The organism is Nocardioides okcheonensis (genome assembly GCF_020991065.1).
Lineage (GTDB): Bacteria > Actinomycetota > Actinomycetes > Propionibacteriales > Nocardioidaceae > Nocardioides > Nocardioides okcheonensis.
Genome location: NZ_CP087710.1, coordinates 3,869,811 through 3,884,504, shown reverse-complemented (window position 1 = coordinate 3,884,504; position 14,694 = coordinate 3,869,811). Strand labels below are relative to the sequence as shown.

Annotated in this window: 16 protein-coding genes and 1 pseudogene; 9 read left to right on the top strand and 8 right to left on the bottom strand. The window is 74.7% G+C overall.

The genetic code is table 11. The features are described from left to right. The first annotated feature begins 198 nt into the window (after positions 1-198). Positions 199-1,833 (top strand): HNH endonuclease signature motif containing protein, encoded by a 1,635-nt coding sequence (locus tag LN652_RS18895; protein ID WP_230442127.1) that lies wholly within the window; start codon positions 199-201, stop codon positions 1,831-1,833. A 37-nt stretch (positions 1,834-1,870) separates the two neighbouring features. Here LN652_RS18895 and LN652_RS18890 read toward each other — a convergent pair whose 3' ends face one another. After that, entirely contained in the window at positions 1,871-2,527 is a 657-nt protein-coding gene (locus LN652_RS18890; protein ID WP_230442126.1) for a hypothetical protein, read from the bottom strand. Between the two features lie 52 nt (positions 2,528-2,579). Between LN652_RS18890 and LN652_RS18885 the strand changes: the two genes are divergently transcribed. Genes LN652_RS18885 through LN652_RS18875 form a run of 3 tightly spaced genes read left to right on the top strand, consistent with a single transcriptional unit; the run spans position 2,580 to position 4,188 of the window. Further along, on the top strand, positions 2,580-2,918 hold the full coding sequence (locus tag LN652_RS18885) for a VOC family protein (protein WP_230442125.1): 339 nt from the start codon (positions 2,580-2,582) through the stop codon (positions 2,916-2,918). A gap of 26 nt (positions 2,919-2,944) precedes the next feature. Further along, on the top strand, positions 2,945-3,289 hold the full coding sequence (locus LN652_RS18880) for an HIT domain-containing protein (RefSeq protein ID WP_230442124.1): 345 nt from the start codon (positions 2,945-2,947) through the stop codon (positions 3,287-3,289). Positions 3,290-3,324: 35 nt separating this feature from the next. After that, positions 3,325-4,188 (top strand): GNAT family N-acetyltransferase, encoded by an 864-nt coding sequence (locus tag LN652_RS18875; protein ID WP_230442123.1) that lies wholly within the window; start codon positions 3,325-3,327, stop codon positions 4,186-4,188. 25 nt (positions 4,189-4,213) lie between these two features. Here LN652_RS18875 and LN652_RS18870 read toward each other — a convergent pair whose 3' ends face one another. The 3 genes from LN652_RS18870 to LN652_RS18860 are packed head-to-tail and all read right to left on the bottom strand — an operon-like array spanning position 4,214 to position 5,833. Beyond that, positions 4,214-5,245 (bottom strand): SIS domain-containing protein, encoded by a 1,032-nt coding sequence (locus LN652_RS18870; protein WP_230442122.1) that lies wholly within the window; start codon positions 5,243-5,245, stop codon positions 4,214-4,216. Between the two features lie 19 nt (positions 5,246-5,264). Beyond that, positions 5,265-5,441: a Trm112 family protein gene (locus LN652_RS18865; RefSeq protein ID WP_268932199.1), complete on the bottom strand. Its 177-nt coding sequence runs from the start codon at positions 5,439-5,441 to the stop codon at positions 5,265-5,267. Positions 5,442-5,464: 23 nt separating this feature from the next. Beyond that, complete coding sequence (locus LN652_RS18860) at positions 5,465-5,833, bottom strand: DUF3499 domain-containing protein (protein ID WP_230442121.1); 369 nt, start codon at positions 5,831-5,833, stop codon at positions 5,465-5,467. 49 nt (positions 5,834-5,882) lie between these two features. Here LN652_RS18860 and LN652_RS18855 point away from each other — a divergent pair, with 49 nt between their 5' ends. Next, complete coding sequence (locus LN652_RS18855; RefSeq protein ID WP_230442120.1) at positions 5,883-6,329, top strand: metallopeptidase family protein; 447 nt, start codon at positions 5,883-5,885, stop codon at positions 6,327-6,329. Between the two features lie 54 nt (positions 6,330-6,383). Here the strand turns inward: LN652_RS18855 and LN652_RS18850 are convergent, their stop codons facing one another. From LN652_RS18850 to LN652_RS18840, 3 genes are read right to left on the bottom strand one after another with little or no spacing between them, the layout of a single operon-like run. Continuing rightward, positions 6,384-7,772: a DUF5719 family protein gene (locus LN652_RS18850; protein ID WP_230442119.1), complete on the bottom strand. Its 1,389-nt coding sequence runs from the start codon at positions 7,770-7,772 to the stop codon at positions 6,384-6,386. Further along, positions 7,765-10,662 carry a glycosyltransferase family 2 protein gene (locus LN652_RS18845; RefSeq protein WP_230442118.1) on the bottom strand — a complete coding sequence of 966 codons (2,898 nt, stop codon included), beginning with the start codon at positions 10,660-10,662 and terminating at the stop codon, positions 7,765-7,767. Before LN652_RS18845 ends, LN652_RS18850 begins: the two co-directional genes overlap by 8 nt. 57 nt (positions 10,663-10,719) lie before the next feature. Further along, complete coding sequence (locus tag LN652_RS18840; RefSeq protein ID WP_211733041.1) at positions 10,720-10,977, bottom strand: WhiB family transcriptional regulator; 258 nt, start codon at positions 10,975-10,977, stop codon at positions 10,720-10,722. 141 nt (positions 10,978-11,118) lie between these two features. On the opposite strand from LN652_RS18840, the gene cofD reads away from it, so the two are divergent. Both cofD and cofE read left to right on the top strand, forming a co-directional pair. After that, positions 11,119-12,162, top strand: coding sequence for a 2-phospho-L-lactate transferase (cofD, locus tag LN652_RS18835; protein WP_230442117.1), 1,044 nt, complete (start codon positions 11,119-11,121; stop codon positions 12,160-12,162). Continuing rightward, positions 12,159-12,806, top strand: a pseudogene (cofE, locus tag LN652_RS18830) (coenzyme F420-0:L-glutamate ligase); the annotation flags it as partial. The gene cofD and the pseudogene cofE, both read left to right, overlap by 4 nt. Positions 12,807-12,868: 62 nt before the next feature. Here the strand turns inward: cofE and LN652_RS18825 are convergent. Continuing rightward, entirely contained in the window at positions 12,869-13,072 is a 204-nt protein-coding gene (locus tag LN652_RS18825) for a hypothetical protein (RefSeq protein WP_230442116.1), read from the bottom strand. A 134-nt stretch (positions 13,073-13,206) separates the two neighbouring features. Here LN652_RS18825 and LN652_RS18820 point away from each other — a divergent pair, with 134 nt between their 5' ends. Together LN652_RS18820 and LN652_RS18815 are read left to right on the top strand one after the other, a co-directional pair. Further along, the gene (locus LN652_RS18820; protein ID WP_230442115.1) at positions 13,207-13,947 is read left to right on the top strand and encodes a DUF3105 domain-containing protein; all 741 of its coding nucleotides are present in this window, start codon (positions 13,207-13,209) and stop codon (positions 13,945-13,947) included. Positions 13,948-13,966: 19 nt separating this feature from the next. Beyond that, on the top strand, positions 13,967-14,692 hold the full coding sequence (locus LN652_RS18815; protein ID WP_230442114.1) for a TIGR03089 family protein: 726 nt from the start codon (positions 13,967-13,969) through the stop codon (positions 14,690-14,692). Positions 14,693-14,694: the final 2 nt, after the last annotated feature.

Genomic DNA, 14,694 nt, shown 5'->3' with positions numbered 1-14,694 from the left:
CCCGGCACGAGGCGCGACAGGGCCGGCACCGTGACCAACGTCGGCGTCGAGGACACCGTGCGCGACCGTGATGAAGCCGCTGGTCGAGGAGGTCGCGCAGCGACCGTCACGAGACCCGGCCGCCCAGGTCCCCGGACTGTCCACAGACGGTCTCTCGACCATGGCCGAGTGTCGGTGCCCGCCGCTAGAATCGAACACATGAGCGAGGCGCTGGCAGCACCCGAGGGACAGGTCGCAGACGACGACCTGGACGCCTCCACGCTGCTCGCCCTCGCCCGCCAGCGCAAGGCCGACGAGGACCGCGCCGCCGCCGACCAGCTCGCCCTCGCCGCCCGGTGGGCCGACCTCCACCCGCCCGCGTCGATCCACCACGCCGCGACCTTCACCACCTCCTCCTCCGAGCACGAAGAGCCCATCTCCGGACCCGGGTGCCCCCTCGTCGCCGAGTTCTGCATCCCCGAGCTCGGCACGGTCCTCGGCATCACGACCCTCGCCGCCAAGAAGCTCATCGGCCAGGCCCTCGAGCTGCGCCACCGCCTCCCCCGCCTGTGGGACCTCGTCCACACCGGGCACGTCCCCGCCTGGCGCGCCCGGCTCGTCGCCGAGACCACCATCCACACCACCCCGGCCCTCACCCCCGACGCCGCCAGGTGGATCGACACGCAGATCGCCGCCGTCGCCGGCAAGGTCGGCGCCGCGCAGCTCGACCGCCTCCTCGCCGAGGCCATCCGCCGCTACGACCTCGCCCCCGCCCACCAACCCGACACCGACGCCGGCGAGGACCACGACGACTTCGCCGCCGACGCGTACCTCGGCACCGACGCCCGCCACGTCACCATCGACACCCGCCACGTCCACTACGACGGCCTGATGCGCCTCGACGCCCTCCTCGACCTCGCCGACGCCATCGACCTCGACCACGCCATCGCCCACGGCGCAGCCCTCATCAAGTCCCTCGGCTCCACCGCACCCCTCGACGCCCGACGAGCCGCCGCCCTCGGCGACCTCGCCCGCACCCAGACCGCCCTCGACCTCCACACCCAGAGCCAGCCGACCCAGAGCCAGCCGACCCAGAGCCAGCCGACCCAGAGCCAGCCGACCCAGAGCCAGCCGACCCAGAGCCAGCCGACCCAGCCCGAGCCGTCCGACGCTTCTGAGCCGACCGAGCCGAGCCAGCCGGCGGGCGACCACCTCCCCGCCGCCCGCGAGGTCGTGCTCCACGTCCACCTCGACGCCACCCTCCTCACCGACGACACCAACGACACCGGTCACGTCGTCGAGACCGTGTTCGGCCCCACCGGACGACTCGAGAAGGGTCAACGGCTCGTCCTGCTCGACCAGGTCAGGACCTGGTGCACCACCTCCCGCACCAAGGTCACCCTCCGCCCCGTCATCGACCTCAACGCCGAGCTCACCAGCCCCGGCTACCCGATCCCCGACCGCCTCCGCGACCACGTCATCCTCCGCGACCGCACCTGCGTGTTCCCCTGGTGCACCCGCCCCGCCCGCGGCTGCGACATCGACCACATCACCCCCTACGACCACCGTGCCGCCACCGAGGGACGACCCCAACCCGGACCGACGGCCACCTCCAACCTCGCCGCCCTGTGCCGGTCCCACCACCGCCTCAAGACCCACACCCTCTGGCGCTACCAGCAGACCAGCCCCGGCGTCTTCACCTGGACCAGCCCCCACGGCCACCACTACCTCCGCGACCACCACGGCAGCACCGCCCTCGACCCACCCGCACCACCAGCGACGACGCCGACGACCGACCCACCAGGTCCCGTGACGAGACTCCGTCCCTCCTCGACCAGCCGACGACGACCATGACCCCGCCCCACACCCCGCCACCCAGCCGGTGACGGGGTCAGCGGCCTGTCTCGAGGAACTCCCCCACGACGCCCTCGAACTCCGGCAGGTCGTGTGGCCGGTGCCGAGCGCCGGGCAGCACCACGTGCCGGGCGCCGGCCCCCTGGAGGCGTCCGGCGATCGCCTCGTACTCGTCGTTCCACCCGCCGGTGACGACCAGGGTGGGCACGCCCGCGAACACCGACGCGTCGACGTCGTGGCCCCAGGGCGGTTCCATCGCCGCGAAGCGCTCGGCGGCCGACTGGTCCTCGGGCCACGCGTCGCGGGTCGCCGCGCGCCGCAGCATCATCGGCGCGAAGGTCTTCCAGAAGCCGTAGAGGTCACCGCCGGCGGCACGGGCCCGGGCGGCGTCCATCGGTCCCACGTGGGACTCGACCGCGCCCTCCCCCCGCGCCACGTCGTAGAGCGCGGGCTCCACGAGCACGTGGGGCGCGGCAGGCAGGGTGCCGGCAGCCTGCGCCAGCGCGACGGCCACGGCGCCGAGCGAGTGTGACACCACGAGCGCCACGTCGTCGGGGCACTGCTCGGCCACCAGCCTCGCCCGGTCGACCATCCGGTCCGCCGAGGAGTGGTCGGCGAACACCCCGCCCGTCGCCGCCTGGTGCGGCCACGCCTCGCGGCCCGAGCGACCCGCGCCGTGGACGTAGTACCTCACCCGCGCACCGTACCCACCACGCGACCCGGGTGCCGCGCACTAGCGTCGCGCCATGACCTCCTTCGTGAAGTCCCTGACCTTCGACTGCGCCGACCCGCTGCGCGTCGCCGCCTTCTGGGCCGCCGCTCTGGGCTCGGACGTCGACGAGGACAGCACGCCCGAGCGCGCCTGGGTGGAGCCGGCCGGGTGGGGCGGACCGAGCCTGTGGTTCCAGCGGGTGCCGGAGCCCAAGACCGCGAAGAACCGCCAGCACCTCGACCTGCGCGCGATCGGACCACTCGCCGAGGAGCGTGACCGGCTGGTGGGCCTCGGAGCGACCGTGCTCACGGAGCACGAGGACCTCGTCGTGCTGCAGGACCCCGAGGGCAACGAACTCTGCCTGGAGACGTGAGCGGGCCCGTGACGGAGGATGGGCCGGTGGAGACCTACGCCGGCGACGACTTCTACTGCGACGTCGCGATCCCTCGCGTCGTCCCGCTCGACGTGGTGCACGAGGACGAGCTGGTGCTCGCCTACCACCACACCCGACCGTTCTGGCCGGTGCACGTGGTCGTGGTCCCCCGGCGGCACATCGCGTCGCTGACCTCCGTGACGGCCCGCGACGAGGCGGACGTGCGCGCCGTCCTGGCGGTCGTGCAGAGCGTGGCAGCGGCGGTCGAGCGCGACCACCGCGCGGCCGCGGTCCTCACCAACCTCGGCACCTACCAGGACTCCAAGCACCTGCACGTCCACGTCAGCTCGGGCGCGCCGCTCCGGGACTGATCGCGGTTGTCGGACCTCCACGCCACAGTGGGGCCATGGACACCACCACCGTGCTGACCCGGCTGGTCGAGGTCATCGACGCCCACGAGTGGAGCGCGCTGCCCGACCTGCTCCACCCCGACTTCACCTGTCGCCTGGTCCACACCGGCGAGGCGTTCGACCGCGACGACTGGGTGGCCTTCAACGCCGACTACCCCGGCTTCCAGCGGATGCACCTCGAGGACCTCGTCGTCAGCGGCGAGCGTGGCGTGGTGCGGGCGCTGGTCGTCGGGACCGACGCCGACGGGGACGACGAGCACTTCGCCGTGGCGAGCTTCGCCACCGTGCGTGACGGCCTGCTCGTCGAGCTCGTCGAGGTCTGGGCCGAGGTCGACCAGGAGCCCCCGCCCGGCACCCGGCTCCCCGGTCCCACCGAGCGGCTCCGGTTCCGCAGGATGACCGCCGACGACCTCGACGACGTCACCACGATGCTCGTCGACTTCGACCCGTTCCGCGGCGACCGGCTCCCCAGCACCCCCACCGACGCCACCCGGTGGATCGAGTGGCAGGCACGCAACTACGCCGAGCACGGCTTCGGGCTCTGGGTGCTGGAGACCCACGACGGCCGCTTCGTGGGCGACTGCGGCCTCACGGTCCAGGACGTCGAGGGCACGCCCCACGTCGAGGTCGGCTACCACCTCGTCGTGCCGGCGCGCGGCCAGGGCTACGCCACCGAGGCAGCCCTCGCCGTGCGCGACTGGGCGGCGGCGCGCGGGGTCGACCACCTGGTCGCCCTGATCCGTCCCGACAACGTCGCGAGCCAGGGCGTGGCCCGCCGTCTCGGCATGGAGCTCGAGCGGACGGCCCATGTCCACGGGGGCGACGCGCTGGTCCTCGGCATGCGGCTCGCCGGTCGGTGATCGCCGAGGAGGCGCGCCGGCGGGCCTAGTCCTCGACCAGCCCGATCCGCAGGTACTCCGCCGCGTAGGTCCCGGTCAGCAGCAGCGACGCGTAGCGCGCCACCTCCGCGTCCGCGTCGGTCTCCAACGTCTCCACCCGTACGCCGTGGCGTGCGGCGGCGGCCCGCAGCGTGCCGGCCTGCTCGCGCACCATCGGGTCGTCGGCACCGTCGTCGAGGACCAGCAGCAGCGGTCGGAGCTCGGCACCCTCGTCGGAGAACGGGTCGGCGAACAGGTCCTGCGGGCGGGTGGCCTCGATGACCGGCAGCAGGTGCTCGGCGTCGCCCGCGATGGCCGAGCGACCCGACGTCCGGCGCAGCGACTCGGCGAGCCGGCGCGCGGCACGGGCGGCGAGCACGGACCCGCCCCACACGAGCGGGTTGGTGTCGGCCACCGCGATCGCCAGCATCTTCGCGGGGTTGACCGCGAGGTCGCGGTGCGGGGAGCAGCTGGTCGCGACCTCGTCGAGCGAGAGCGCCACCGACTCGGCGTCGGCACGCGGTCCGAGGTGGACGTGGGCGAGGTAGTCCAGCACCACCACGGCGGTGGCGAGCTGGTCGCGGGTGACCGTCGGCAGCACCGTGACGTGCCGGCCCGCCGCGTGCTCCCCCACCAGCGACTTCGGTGGGCAGGCCACCACGACCTGCGCGCCGCGACGCACGGCCTCGGCGACCGTGGAGGCCGAGGCGTGGTCGTTGCCGTCGGGCGCGAGCATCACCACCAGGTCCAGCGACCCCGCCCAGCCGGGCAGGCCCGGGTTGGGCCAGGCCACGAACGGCACCGGGCACCACGGCTCCAGCACCGCGCGCAGCAGGCGCGAGTCCGGACCGGCGGCGATCACCGCACGCGGGCGGGCGTCGTCGCGGCCGCGGGCGATCAGCTCCGCGGTCGCCGTCGCCGCCTCGTGCGCCTCGCGTCGCACCCGCGCACCGCTCTCGGCGAGCGTGCGCAGCCGCAGGTCGGCCGCCTCGAGCGCGACGGCGTCGTCGAGCCGGGCCTCGTCGAACCAGGTCGCCACGGCGAGCTCCTCGCTGTCGTCAGGCGGGCTTGCGGGCCTCGTCGACCAGCAGCACCGGGATGTCGTCTCGGACCGGGTACGCATTGCCGCACCCCTGGCACACCAGCTCGTCGGCCCCGTCGGTGGAGGCTGCGACCAGCTCTCCGTGGCAGGCCGGGCAGACGATGATGCTCAACAGCTGCGGGTCGATGTTCACGTCCCGGATCCTAGTCCCGGCCCTCAGTCGGTCGAGGTGAGCACCCGCAGATGGCCGCGCTTGGCGCCCCGCGTGGGGTCGTCCGTCGAGTGCAGCGGCACTGCCGCCTGGGTGGGCGCGGGACGCGCCGCCTCGCGGACGGCGTCGGCGAGGGCCAGCAGGTCGTCGCTGCTCGGGCCGGGTGCCTTCTGGTCCGACGCCAGCCGCAGCACCTCCCAGCCGCGCGGCGCGGACAGCCGTTCGCTGTGGGTGTCGCACAGGTCGTAGGCGTGGGGCTCGGCGTAGGTCGCGAGTGGACCGAGGACCGCGGTCTGGTCGGCGTAGACGTAGGTCAGCGTGTTGACCGCGGGACGGCCACACGCCGTTCGCGAACAACGACGGGCAAGGCTCACGGGCCCGACGCTACCTGCCGCACGCACGCCCGGCGCTTAGGCTCGCGGCGTGGACGACGTGAGCACCGCCGCAGGGGCACCGCGCCGAGGCACCCGCGACCGGCGCGGGCGCGGGATGCGCGGCCCGGGCGTCCTGCCCGCCCGTCCCGGCACCCCCGCGCTGCGCACGGCGCGGCAGCGCTTCGACCAGCTCGTCCTCGACGTCGTCGCCCCGCTCGACGAGAAGTGGCAGCGCCACCTCGGCCTCGTGGAGTACGCGGTCGAGGACGCGCCGATGCTGCCCGACGACTGGGGCGACGAGACCGTCCCGCTGTCGTCCCTGGTGCGCGGCAAGGGCACCGACCCGACCCGACTCGTCGTGTTCCGGCGGCCGATCGAGCACCGCGCCACCACGCACGACGAGCTCCGGGCGATGGTGCACCTCGTGGTCGTCGAGCAGCTCGCCGAGCTGCTCAACCTCACCCCCGCGGACATCGACGAGCGCTACGCCGACTAGCGCGGACCCTCGGCGCTGGGCGACTCAGCGCTGGGCCACTCAGCGCTGGGCCACTCAGCGCTGGGCGGGCCGCACGTCCGGCACCTCGCTGGTGGTGACCAGCTGGGCCAGCGGAAGGAACGAGAGCCCGCCGTCGTCGGACTCCAGCGACACCACCGCCGACGTCCGCTCGAGCTCGACCTGCGCGAGCACCGCCTCGTCGGGCAGCCGCAGCCGAGCCGCGGTCGCGGGGTCGACCTCGACCCGGCGCTCGCGCACCACCGCCGTGCCGTCCTCGTCCCACGCCCGCAGGACCACCACTCCCGGCGCCGTGGCGCCGGCGACCAGCAGCCGCTTCGAGCCCGCCGGCAGGGCGACGCCCGTCTCGGTGCCCACGACGGGACCGGCGACCGACAGGGCCAGGTCGCGCGGGGTGCGGACCCGCAGGGCGGCGGTGACCGGGCCGGTGGCGTCGAGCCGGAGTGCCTGGACCCCGACGGCCGTGCGCCCGCGCAGCACGCCGCCCAGGTCGACCTCGGTGACCGACGCCGGCGCGAGGGTGACCTCCTCGAAGCCCGACGGCGCGAACTCGCTCTCCTCGCTGACCAGTCGCAGCTCGACGCGCACCTCGTCGTCGCCGGGGTTGGCCAGGGTCAGCGTCCGGTCGGCCGCGCCGGTGCCGACCCCGGCGACGTAGGACGTGGCGGCGGGTGCGTCCTGGGCGGGCAGCCACTCGCGGACCGGGCGGTCCCGGCCCAGCGGGTCGACGACGTCCACGACGCCGGAGCCGAGCCGACCGCGGGAGACCTGCACCCGCACGGCGAGCGCGTCACGGCTCGGGGCGACCTCCGACAGGTCGAAGGAGACCGACCGGGCGCCGGGCACGCGGATGCCGCGCAGCGCGGGGACGTCGACGAGCCCGCTGCCGTCCCAGACCGTGACGTCGGCGACCGCCGGCCCCTTGTCGGGGTTGACCAGGGTCAGCGTGGAGGCGTGCTGGGCGGAGGCACCCACGCCGGTGAACCAGCGCTCGGGGGCGGGGTGGTCGCAGCCGACCGCCGAGCCGGCGCCGGACCGGGTGGCGACCAGGCCCGGGGCGAGGTCGCCCGAGCCCGCGACGACCACCGACCCGCGCTCGGTGCGCGAGCCGACGCCGTCGACGAGGTCCTCGGTGTCGTCCTCGCGGCCCACGCGCAGCGCCAGCTCGCCCGAGCCGAGCGACGTGCTGCCCAGTCGTACGTCGTCGGCACCGGGCAGCCGGGCCGGGCAGACCGCGGTCGAGCGGTCGAGCGGGGCCGAGGCCGGCGCACGGGTGGTCGCGGGCACCTCGGCCGGCCGGACGAGGGCGAGGGCGGCGACGGTCAGCAGCGGGATCACCACCGCGAGCAACGTGAGCGGCGAGGGGCGGCGGGTCGAGACCTCGGCGCGACGCCGCCTCGGTGCGGGTCCGGTCGGCTCAGTCATCCTCGACCCCTCCCCTGCGCGGGCGGATGGTCGGTGCGGCCAGCACCAGCGCGGCGAGGATCGCCAGGCCCTGCAGGACGAGCAGGACCGGACGCCACCACGGGCCGGACCCCTGCACCGCCGAGGCGTCGAGGGGGCGGTCGACGCGCCAGGCCCGGGTGGAGCGGTCCTCCGCGCTGGCCTGGTCGAGGCCGGCGGTCGCGTCGAGGAGCGCCGAGACCCGCCCGTCCGCGGGCGAGCTGAGGACGACGTACTCGATGCCGCGCGCGCCGAGCGAGGCCACGACCCCGGGCGTCGGGGCCGACACCAGCGTGCGCACCTCGTCGGTGAGCGCGGTGTCCTCGTCGGCCAGCGTGAGGATCTCGTCCTCCCCCAGCGTGGTGCCGTCGTCGCGGCGGATCCGGTAGGTGATGCCGTCGTCGACGGAGCCGTCGAGCACCAGCACGCCGTGCTCCTGGCCGAGCAGCGAGCTCTGCTCCATGTAGGCCGGGACGGTCTGGGCCGCGTCCCGGGTCATCGCGTTCTCGGGCGTGGTCAGCCACCAGCCCAGCCCGCCGAGCGGGACGGCGGCGGCGACCAGCGCGAGCACCCCCGCGAGGGTCCGCTGCCAGACGGGGTGGTGCTCGTCGAGCCGGCGCAGGTAGGCGTCGGCGCCGAGCACGACGGCGACGACCGACGTGCCCTGCAGGATCACCACGAACAGGCCCAGGCTGGGTCGGGTCGACACGGCCGGAAGGTCGAGCGCGACGTGGGAGACCACCCCCGACACGAGCGCAGCGGCGAGGGCGACCAGCCAGCAGATGACGACCGGGACCCTGGTGCGGCGCGGCAGCAGCGCGGCGAGCGCCAGCACCACCAGCACGGCACCGAGCCAGGTCGGGGCGCCGAGGTCGTTGAGCCGACCGGTCAGCAGCCCCCCGAAGGTCACCCGGTCGACGGTGAGGCGACCGGCCTCGAGGAGCAGCCCGGCGCCGGAGCCGGTGGTGAGCAGCGGCAGCAGCCACGGCGCCAGCAGCACGGGAGTGGCCGCGACCGCGGCGACCGGGGGTCCCCAGCTGTCGCGGTCGCGCAGCAGGCGCGGGGCGATGAAGGCCGCCGAGCCCAGCACCACGGCGGTCGCGAGCAGGGCGAAGAGCCACAGTCCCGGCACGAAGGCCGCCCCGAGGGCGAGCAGCAGCGCGGTGCGCCACGCGGCTCGCCACCGGCGGTCGCGGTCGGGGTCGACGAAGCCGAGCGCGGCCCGGGCCGCCCACGGCAGCAGCGCCGCCACCGCCACGGTCCCGAAGCGGCCCTCGCTCCACGCACCCGAGGTGACCGGCACCAGCGCGTAGGTCAGCGCGCCCCAGACCACCAGCCACCGGGGCAGCCCGAGCGGGTCGACCAGGCGGCCGACGACCGCGAGCAGCCGCCACGCACCCCACGCGGCGAACGGCACCGCGAGCAGCATCAGCCCCGACACCACGGCCCCGGTGTGGCCGAGCAGGATCGTCCCGGCGATCGCGAACGGCAGCACGTACGCCGGCGCGGGCACGTCGGTGCCGGTGCCCAGCGGGTGCCACGAGGCGACGTGCAGCGCCCACCAGTCGGACGCCGCGGCCGGCACCGGCGACAGCGCGCCGCCGGTGATCGAGCCGAACGCCTCGCGCCCGGCGAGCAGCGCGAGCACGCCGAAGAGCACGAGCACGACCGCGACCGGGTTGGTGAAGAAGCGTGCGACCAGGCCGGAGTCGGTGAGGTAGGCCTCCTCGTCGTCCTCGCCCGACGTGCGTCGCTGCTCGCTCGTCCGGACCGCGTCCGGCTCCCTGGCCTCGCGACGACGCTCGGCGACGTCGGCGGCCTGGCTGGTGGCCGCGGCGGCCAGGTCGGTCACCAGGTCGAGGCCGTGGCGGTAGGGCAGCCACGGCGGCGCGAGCAGGTGGCGTACGTCCGCCGGCTCGCCGTCGCGACGCGCCGCGCGGTCCCGGCGGGCGGCCAGCACCTGCCGCGGGCGCCCGTGCACGGACAGCACCGCGGCCAGCTCGTCGAGCGCCTCGCCGACCGACCGGACCGCGAGGAACCCGAGCACCCGCAGCAGCGAGCCGCAGAAGAGCCGGACGTACTGCCACGGCAGCGACCGGGCGGAGGTGTTGGCCAGCGAGGTGAACAGCGCGGCGCGACGCTCCTGGTAGTGCGTGTGACGACCGGTCAGCGGGGTGCGGCGCACGCCGCGGTGGGCCGCCTCGGCGTGGAACACCACGGCCTGGGGCACCACGAGGGTGCGGTGGCCGGCCTGCGCGGCGCGCCAGCCGAAGTCGATGTCGTTGCCGAAGATCGGCAGCTCCTCGTCGAGCCCACCCAGCGACTCCAGCACCTCGCGCCGCACCAGCATGCCGGCGGTGTTGACCGCCAGCACCTCGCGCACGGCGTCGTGCTGGCCCTGGTCGTACTCGCCGCGCTCCAGGCCGGTCTCGCGGTGCCCGGTGCCGGTGATCGTGAGGCCGACCTCGAGCAGCCGGCGCAGCGAGGGCCATTCGCGCAGCTTCGGGCCGAGGACGGCGACGTCGGGGTGCTCGTCCGCGGCCGCGAGCAGCGCGGCGAGCGCGCCGGGGTCGGGATTGCTGTCGTCGTGCAGCAACCAGATCCACTCCTCCGGCCCACCCGTCGGGGGGAGGAGGGAGAGGGCGTGGCGGACGGCGGCCGGGAAGCTCGTCGAGCCGGGGACGACGTCGACGACGAGCCGGTCACCGAGCCCGGAGAGGCCGTCGCGGACCAGCTCGACGGAGGTGTCGCGGCTGGTGGTGTCGACCGCCACGACCCGGTCGACCGGGAGGGTCTGCCCGGTCAGGCCGGCGAGGACTGCTGGGAGCCACCGCGCCCCGTCATGGGTGACGAGGAGCGCTGCGACGGACACCGGAGCACCTTAGCGAGGCGCTCCGCGCCGTCCGAAATGCGCGTGGGAGGGGCCCGGTCAGACCGCGCGCTTCTTCAGCTTGCGGCGCTCACGCTCCGACAGACCGCCCCAGATGCCGAACCGCTCGTCGTTCATCAGCGCGTACTCGAGGCAGTCGTCGCGGACCTCGCAGGTCAGGCAGACCTTCTTGGCCTCGCGGGTGGACCCGCCCTTCTCGGGGAAGAACGCCTCGGGGTCCGTCTGCGCGCACAGGGCGCGGTCCTGCCAACCGATTTCCTCGCCCTCGGGCTCGAGGAGAAACAGCTCTGCTCTCATGTCTTCTCGCCCTTTCGACCCTGGTGGAAGCTGAACGACACTGTGGGAATTACATGCCTGTCGTACACCGCAAGTCAAGCCCGGATCTGATATGGCCATTCCCCTTCGGGCAGGCTGTCGCCTATGTCATCATCCGGCACGATGCCCACCTCGAACCCCCCGTCAGCCGGCTCCGTCCGGCGCATCACGGTGCTGTCCGGAGGCGTGGGCGGCGCCCGCTTCCTCCAGGGACTCTTGCACGGCCTGCGTGAGGGGCTGGTGCCGGGCGGCACGGCCGAGACGGAGGTCACGGTCGTGGCCAACACGGCCGACGACTGGTGGATCCACGGCCTCAAGGTGTGCCCCGACCTCGACACGGTCATGTACACCCTCGGCGACGGCATCGACCACGAGCGGGGCTGGGGGCGACGCGACGAGACGTGGAGCGCGAAGACCGAGCTGGAGGCGTACGGCGTCGAGCCGACCTGGTTCGGCCTGGGCGACCGCGACATCGCGACCCACCTCGTCCGCACCCAGATGCTCGAGGCGGGCTACACGCTCACGCAGGTCACCGAGGCGCTCTGCCGGCGGTGGCAGCCCGGCGTCCGGCTGCTCCCGATGAGCGACGACCGCGTGGAGACCCACATCGCCGTCGCCGACCCCGACAGCCCGAGCGGGCGGCGGGTCGTGCACTTCCAGGAGTACTGGGTGCGGCTGCACGCCGCGGTCCCGGCCGAGGCCGTGCTGGTGGTCGGGCAGGACCAGGCGACGCCCGCGCCCGGCGTGCTGGAGGCGATCGCGGAGGCCGACCTGGTCGTGGTGCCGCCGTCGAACCCGGTCGTCTCGGTCGGCACGATCCTCGGCGTCCCCGGCGTGCGCGAGGCGCTCCGGTCGACCGCCGCCCCCGTCGTCGGCCTCTCCCCCATCGTCGGCGGCGACCACGTGCGCGGCATGGCCGCGCAGGTGCTGGCCAGCATCGGCGTGGAGGTCAGCGCGGGAGCGGTCGGCGCCCACTTCGGCGCCCGGTCCGCCGGCGGCGTGCTCGACGGCTGGCTGGTTGACGAGCGCGACGCCGACCAGGTCGGGGCGCTCGAGGCCGCCGGCCTGCGCGCCCGGGCGGTGCCGCTCATGATGACCGACCTCGACGCGACCGCCGCGATGGCGGCGGCGGCCGTCACCCTGGCCGACGAGGTCCGACCCGGATGAGCCAGCGACCGGGCCGGCTCGAGGTGTGGGCGCCCGCCGGCCTCCCCGAGGTCGTGGCGGGCGACGACCTCGTCGCCCTGGTGCTCGGCGCGACCGCCGGCGGGGCCGACCTCGCGGACGGCGACGTGGTGTGCCTGACCAGCAAGGTGGTCAGCAAGGCCGAGGGACGCGTCCGCGCCGGCGACCGGGAGGCCGCGATCGACGAGGAGACCGTCCGGGTCGTCGCCCGTCGCGGGGCCACCCGCATCGTGCGCAACCGGCTGGGTCTGACCATGGCGGCGGCAGGCGTGGACGCCTCCAACGTCGAGGTCGGCGCGGTCGTGCTGCTGCCGCTCGACCCCGACGCCTCGGCGCGCGGCGTGCGCGCGGGGCTGCGCGACCGCGCCGGGGTCAACGTCGCCGTCGTCGTCACCGACACCTCCGGCCGCGCCTGGCGCGAGGGCCAGACCGACCTGGCCGTCGGCGCCGCCGGGCTGGTGGTCGCCGAGGACCACGCGGGCCGCACCGACGCCTACGGCAACCCGCTCGCCGTCACCCTGCCAGCGGTCGCCGACGAGGTCGCCGGCGCGGCGGAGCTCGCGCAGGGCAAGCTCGCCGGCCGGCCGCTCGCGGTCGTCCGCGGGCGCGCCGACCTGGTGCTGCCGCCCGGCGACGACGGCCCCGGCGCCCGGTGGCTCGTCCGCGCCGAGGGTGCGGACTTCTTCGGCTACGGCGCGCGCGAGGCGGTCGTCCGCGCGCTGGTCGGCGACGCCGGCGACCGCGCACCCTTCGGCTCGCCCGCCACGCCCGAGGAGCTGCGGGCCGCGGTCGAGGCCGTGGCCGGCCCGGTCGCCGGGGAGCCCGACGGGCCGGCCTGGCCTTGCGCGCCGGCGCCGACCGCACCGCCGTCGCCGCGGTCTGCTTCGCCCACGGGTGGCGCGTCGAGGCGTGGGAGGACGCGGCCGAGGACCCCAGAACCGGCGTCGTGTGCCGCGTGTCACCCGCCACTACGTAGACTCTGCCGACGTCCCACCGCACGCACCTTCACGAGAGACCTCCAGCACCGTGGCCAAGCAGGCAAAGAAGACCGACCGTCAGGCGGTCATCGACTCCATCCGCTCCCAGCAGTCGCGCTCCGAGAACCGGCGCGGCCTGGCGATCGTGGGCGTGTGCGTCCTCGTCGCGGTGCTCATCATCGGCGCGGCCGCCTTCAAGCCGCTCAAGGACTGGTGGGACCTGCGGGCCTACGCCTCCGCCTCGCTCGGCGAGATCGGCGCCAAGGCCTCGACCTGCCAGGAGGTCGTCACCAAGAAGGCCGACGGCAACCAGGACCACGTCGACGTCGGCACGCCGATGACCTACCCGGACGCCCCGCCCGCCTTCGGGCAGCACTGGAACATGTGGGACAGCATGGACCGCAAGCTCTACTCCACCTCGGACCGTCCCGACCTGGGCGAGCTCGTGCACAACCTGGAGCACGGCTACACGATCCTCTGGTACGACGAGACCATCGCCGACGACTCGGCGGCCATGGACGAGCTGCGCGGCATCGCCTCCAAGCTGGAGGGCACGACCAACCTGCGCGACAAGTTCAAGGCCGTGCCGTGGACCTCGGAGGACGGCGACCCGTTCCCGAAGGGCCAGCACGTCGCCTTCACGCACTGGTCGGTCGGCGGCGTCGGCGAGACCGACGCGTCCAAGCAGGTCGGCGTCTGGCAGTACTGCTCGGACCTGAGCGGCAGCGCGCTCGAGCAGTTCATGGAGGACTACCCCTACATGGACTCGCCGGAGCCGACGGTCGTCTGACCCGCGGCCGGGACCGTCCGTGACCACCTTCGCCGAGGTCCTGTCCGCCCAGCTGCGTCGTGACCCCGGTCGCCCCCTGGTGACCTTCTACGACCACGCCACCGACGAGCGCGTCGAGCTGTCCGTGACCACCTACGCCAACTGGGTGGCCAAGGCTGCCGGGCTGCTCGTCGAGGAGTGCGACCTCGAGCGCGGAGCGACACTGCGCGTCGACCTCCCGCCGCACTGGCTGGCGCCCGTGTTCCTCGGGGCCGCCTGGACCGTCGGCCTGCAGGTCACGACCTCCGACTCCCCCGACGCCGTGGTCTGCGGGCCCGACGGCCTCGACCGGTGGGCCTCGCTCGCCGGGTCGGTGCCGGTCCTCGCCTGCAGCCTGCGCCCGATGGGGGTGCGCTTCGCCGACCCGCTGCCACCCGGCGTCCTCGACGTCGGTGTGGAGATCTGGTCGCAGCCCGACGGCTTCACCGCCTGGGACCCGCCCGGCGGGACGGACCCGGCGACCGACTCCCTCACCCACGACCAGGTGTTCGGCGCGAGCCCTGCCGACGAGCTGACGGCCGCCGTCGGGAGTTCTCTCACCGACGGCGGCCGTCTCCTCTCGGTGGCCGACCCGGCTTCCCCACCAGGAACGGCCACCTTCACCGAGCCCCTCAGACGAGGAGGCTCGCTGGTCCTCGTGCGCAACCCCGACCCCGGTCGCCTCGACGCCGTCTACGACGCCGAACGGGCGACCGCACGGTCCTGACC

Excerpts from the sequence above, each read along its gene's own strand:
- LN652_RS18875 (WP_230442123.1), top strand. The coding sequence starts at position 3,325 with ATGGACACCACCACCGTGCTGACCCGGCTGGTCGAGGTCATCGACGCC.
- LN652_RS18895 (WP_230442127.1), top strand. The coding sequence starts at position 199 with ATGAGCGAGGCGCTGGCAGCACCCGAGGGACAGGTCGCAGACGACGAC.
- LN652_RS18840 (WP_211733041.1), bottom strand. The coding sequence starts at position 10,977 with ATGAGAGCAGAGCTGTTTCTCCTCGAGCCCGAGGGCGAGGAAATCGGT.
- LN652_RS18885 (WP_230442125.1), top strand. The coding sequence starts at position 2,580 with ATGACCTCCTTCGTGAAGTCCCTGACCTTCGACTGCGCCGACCCGCTG.
- cofD (WP_230442117.1), top strand. The coding sequence starts at position 11,119 with ATGCCCACCTCGAACCCCCCGTCAGCCGGCTCCGTCCGGCGCATCACG.
- LN652_RS18850 (WP_230442119.1), bottom strand. The coding sequence starts at position 7,772 with ATGACTGAGCCGACCGGACCCGCACCGAGGCGGCGTCGCGCCGAGGTC.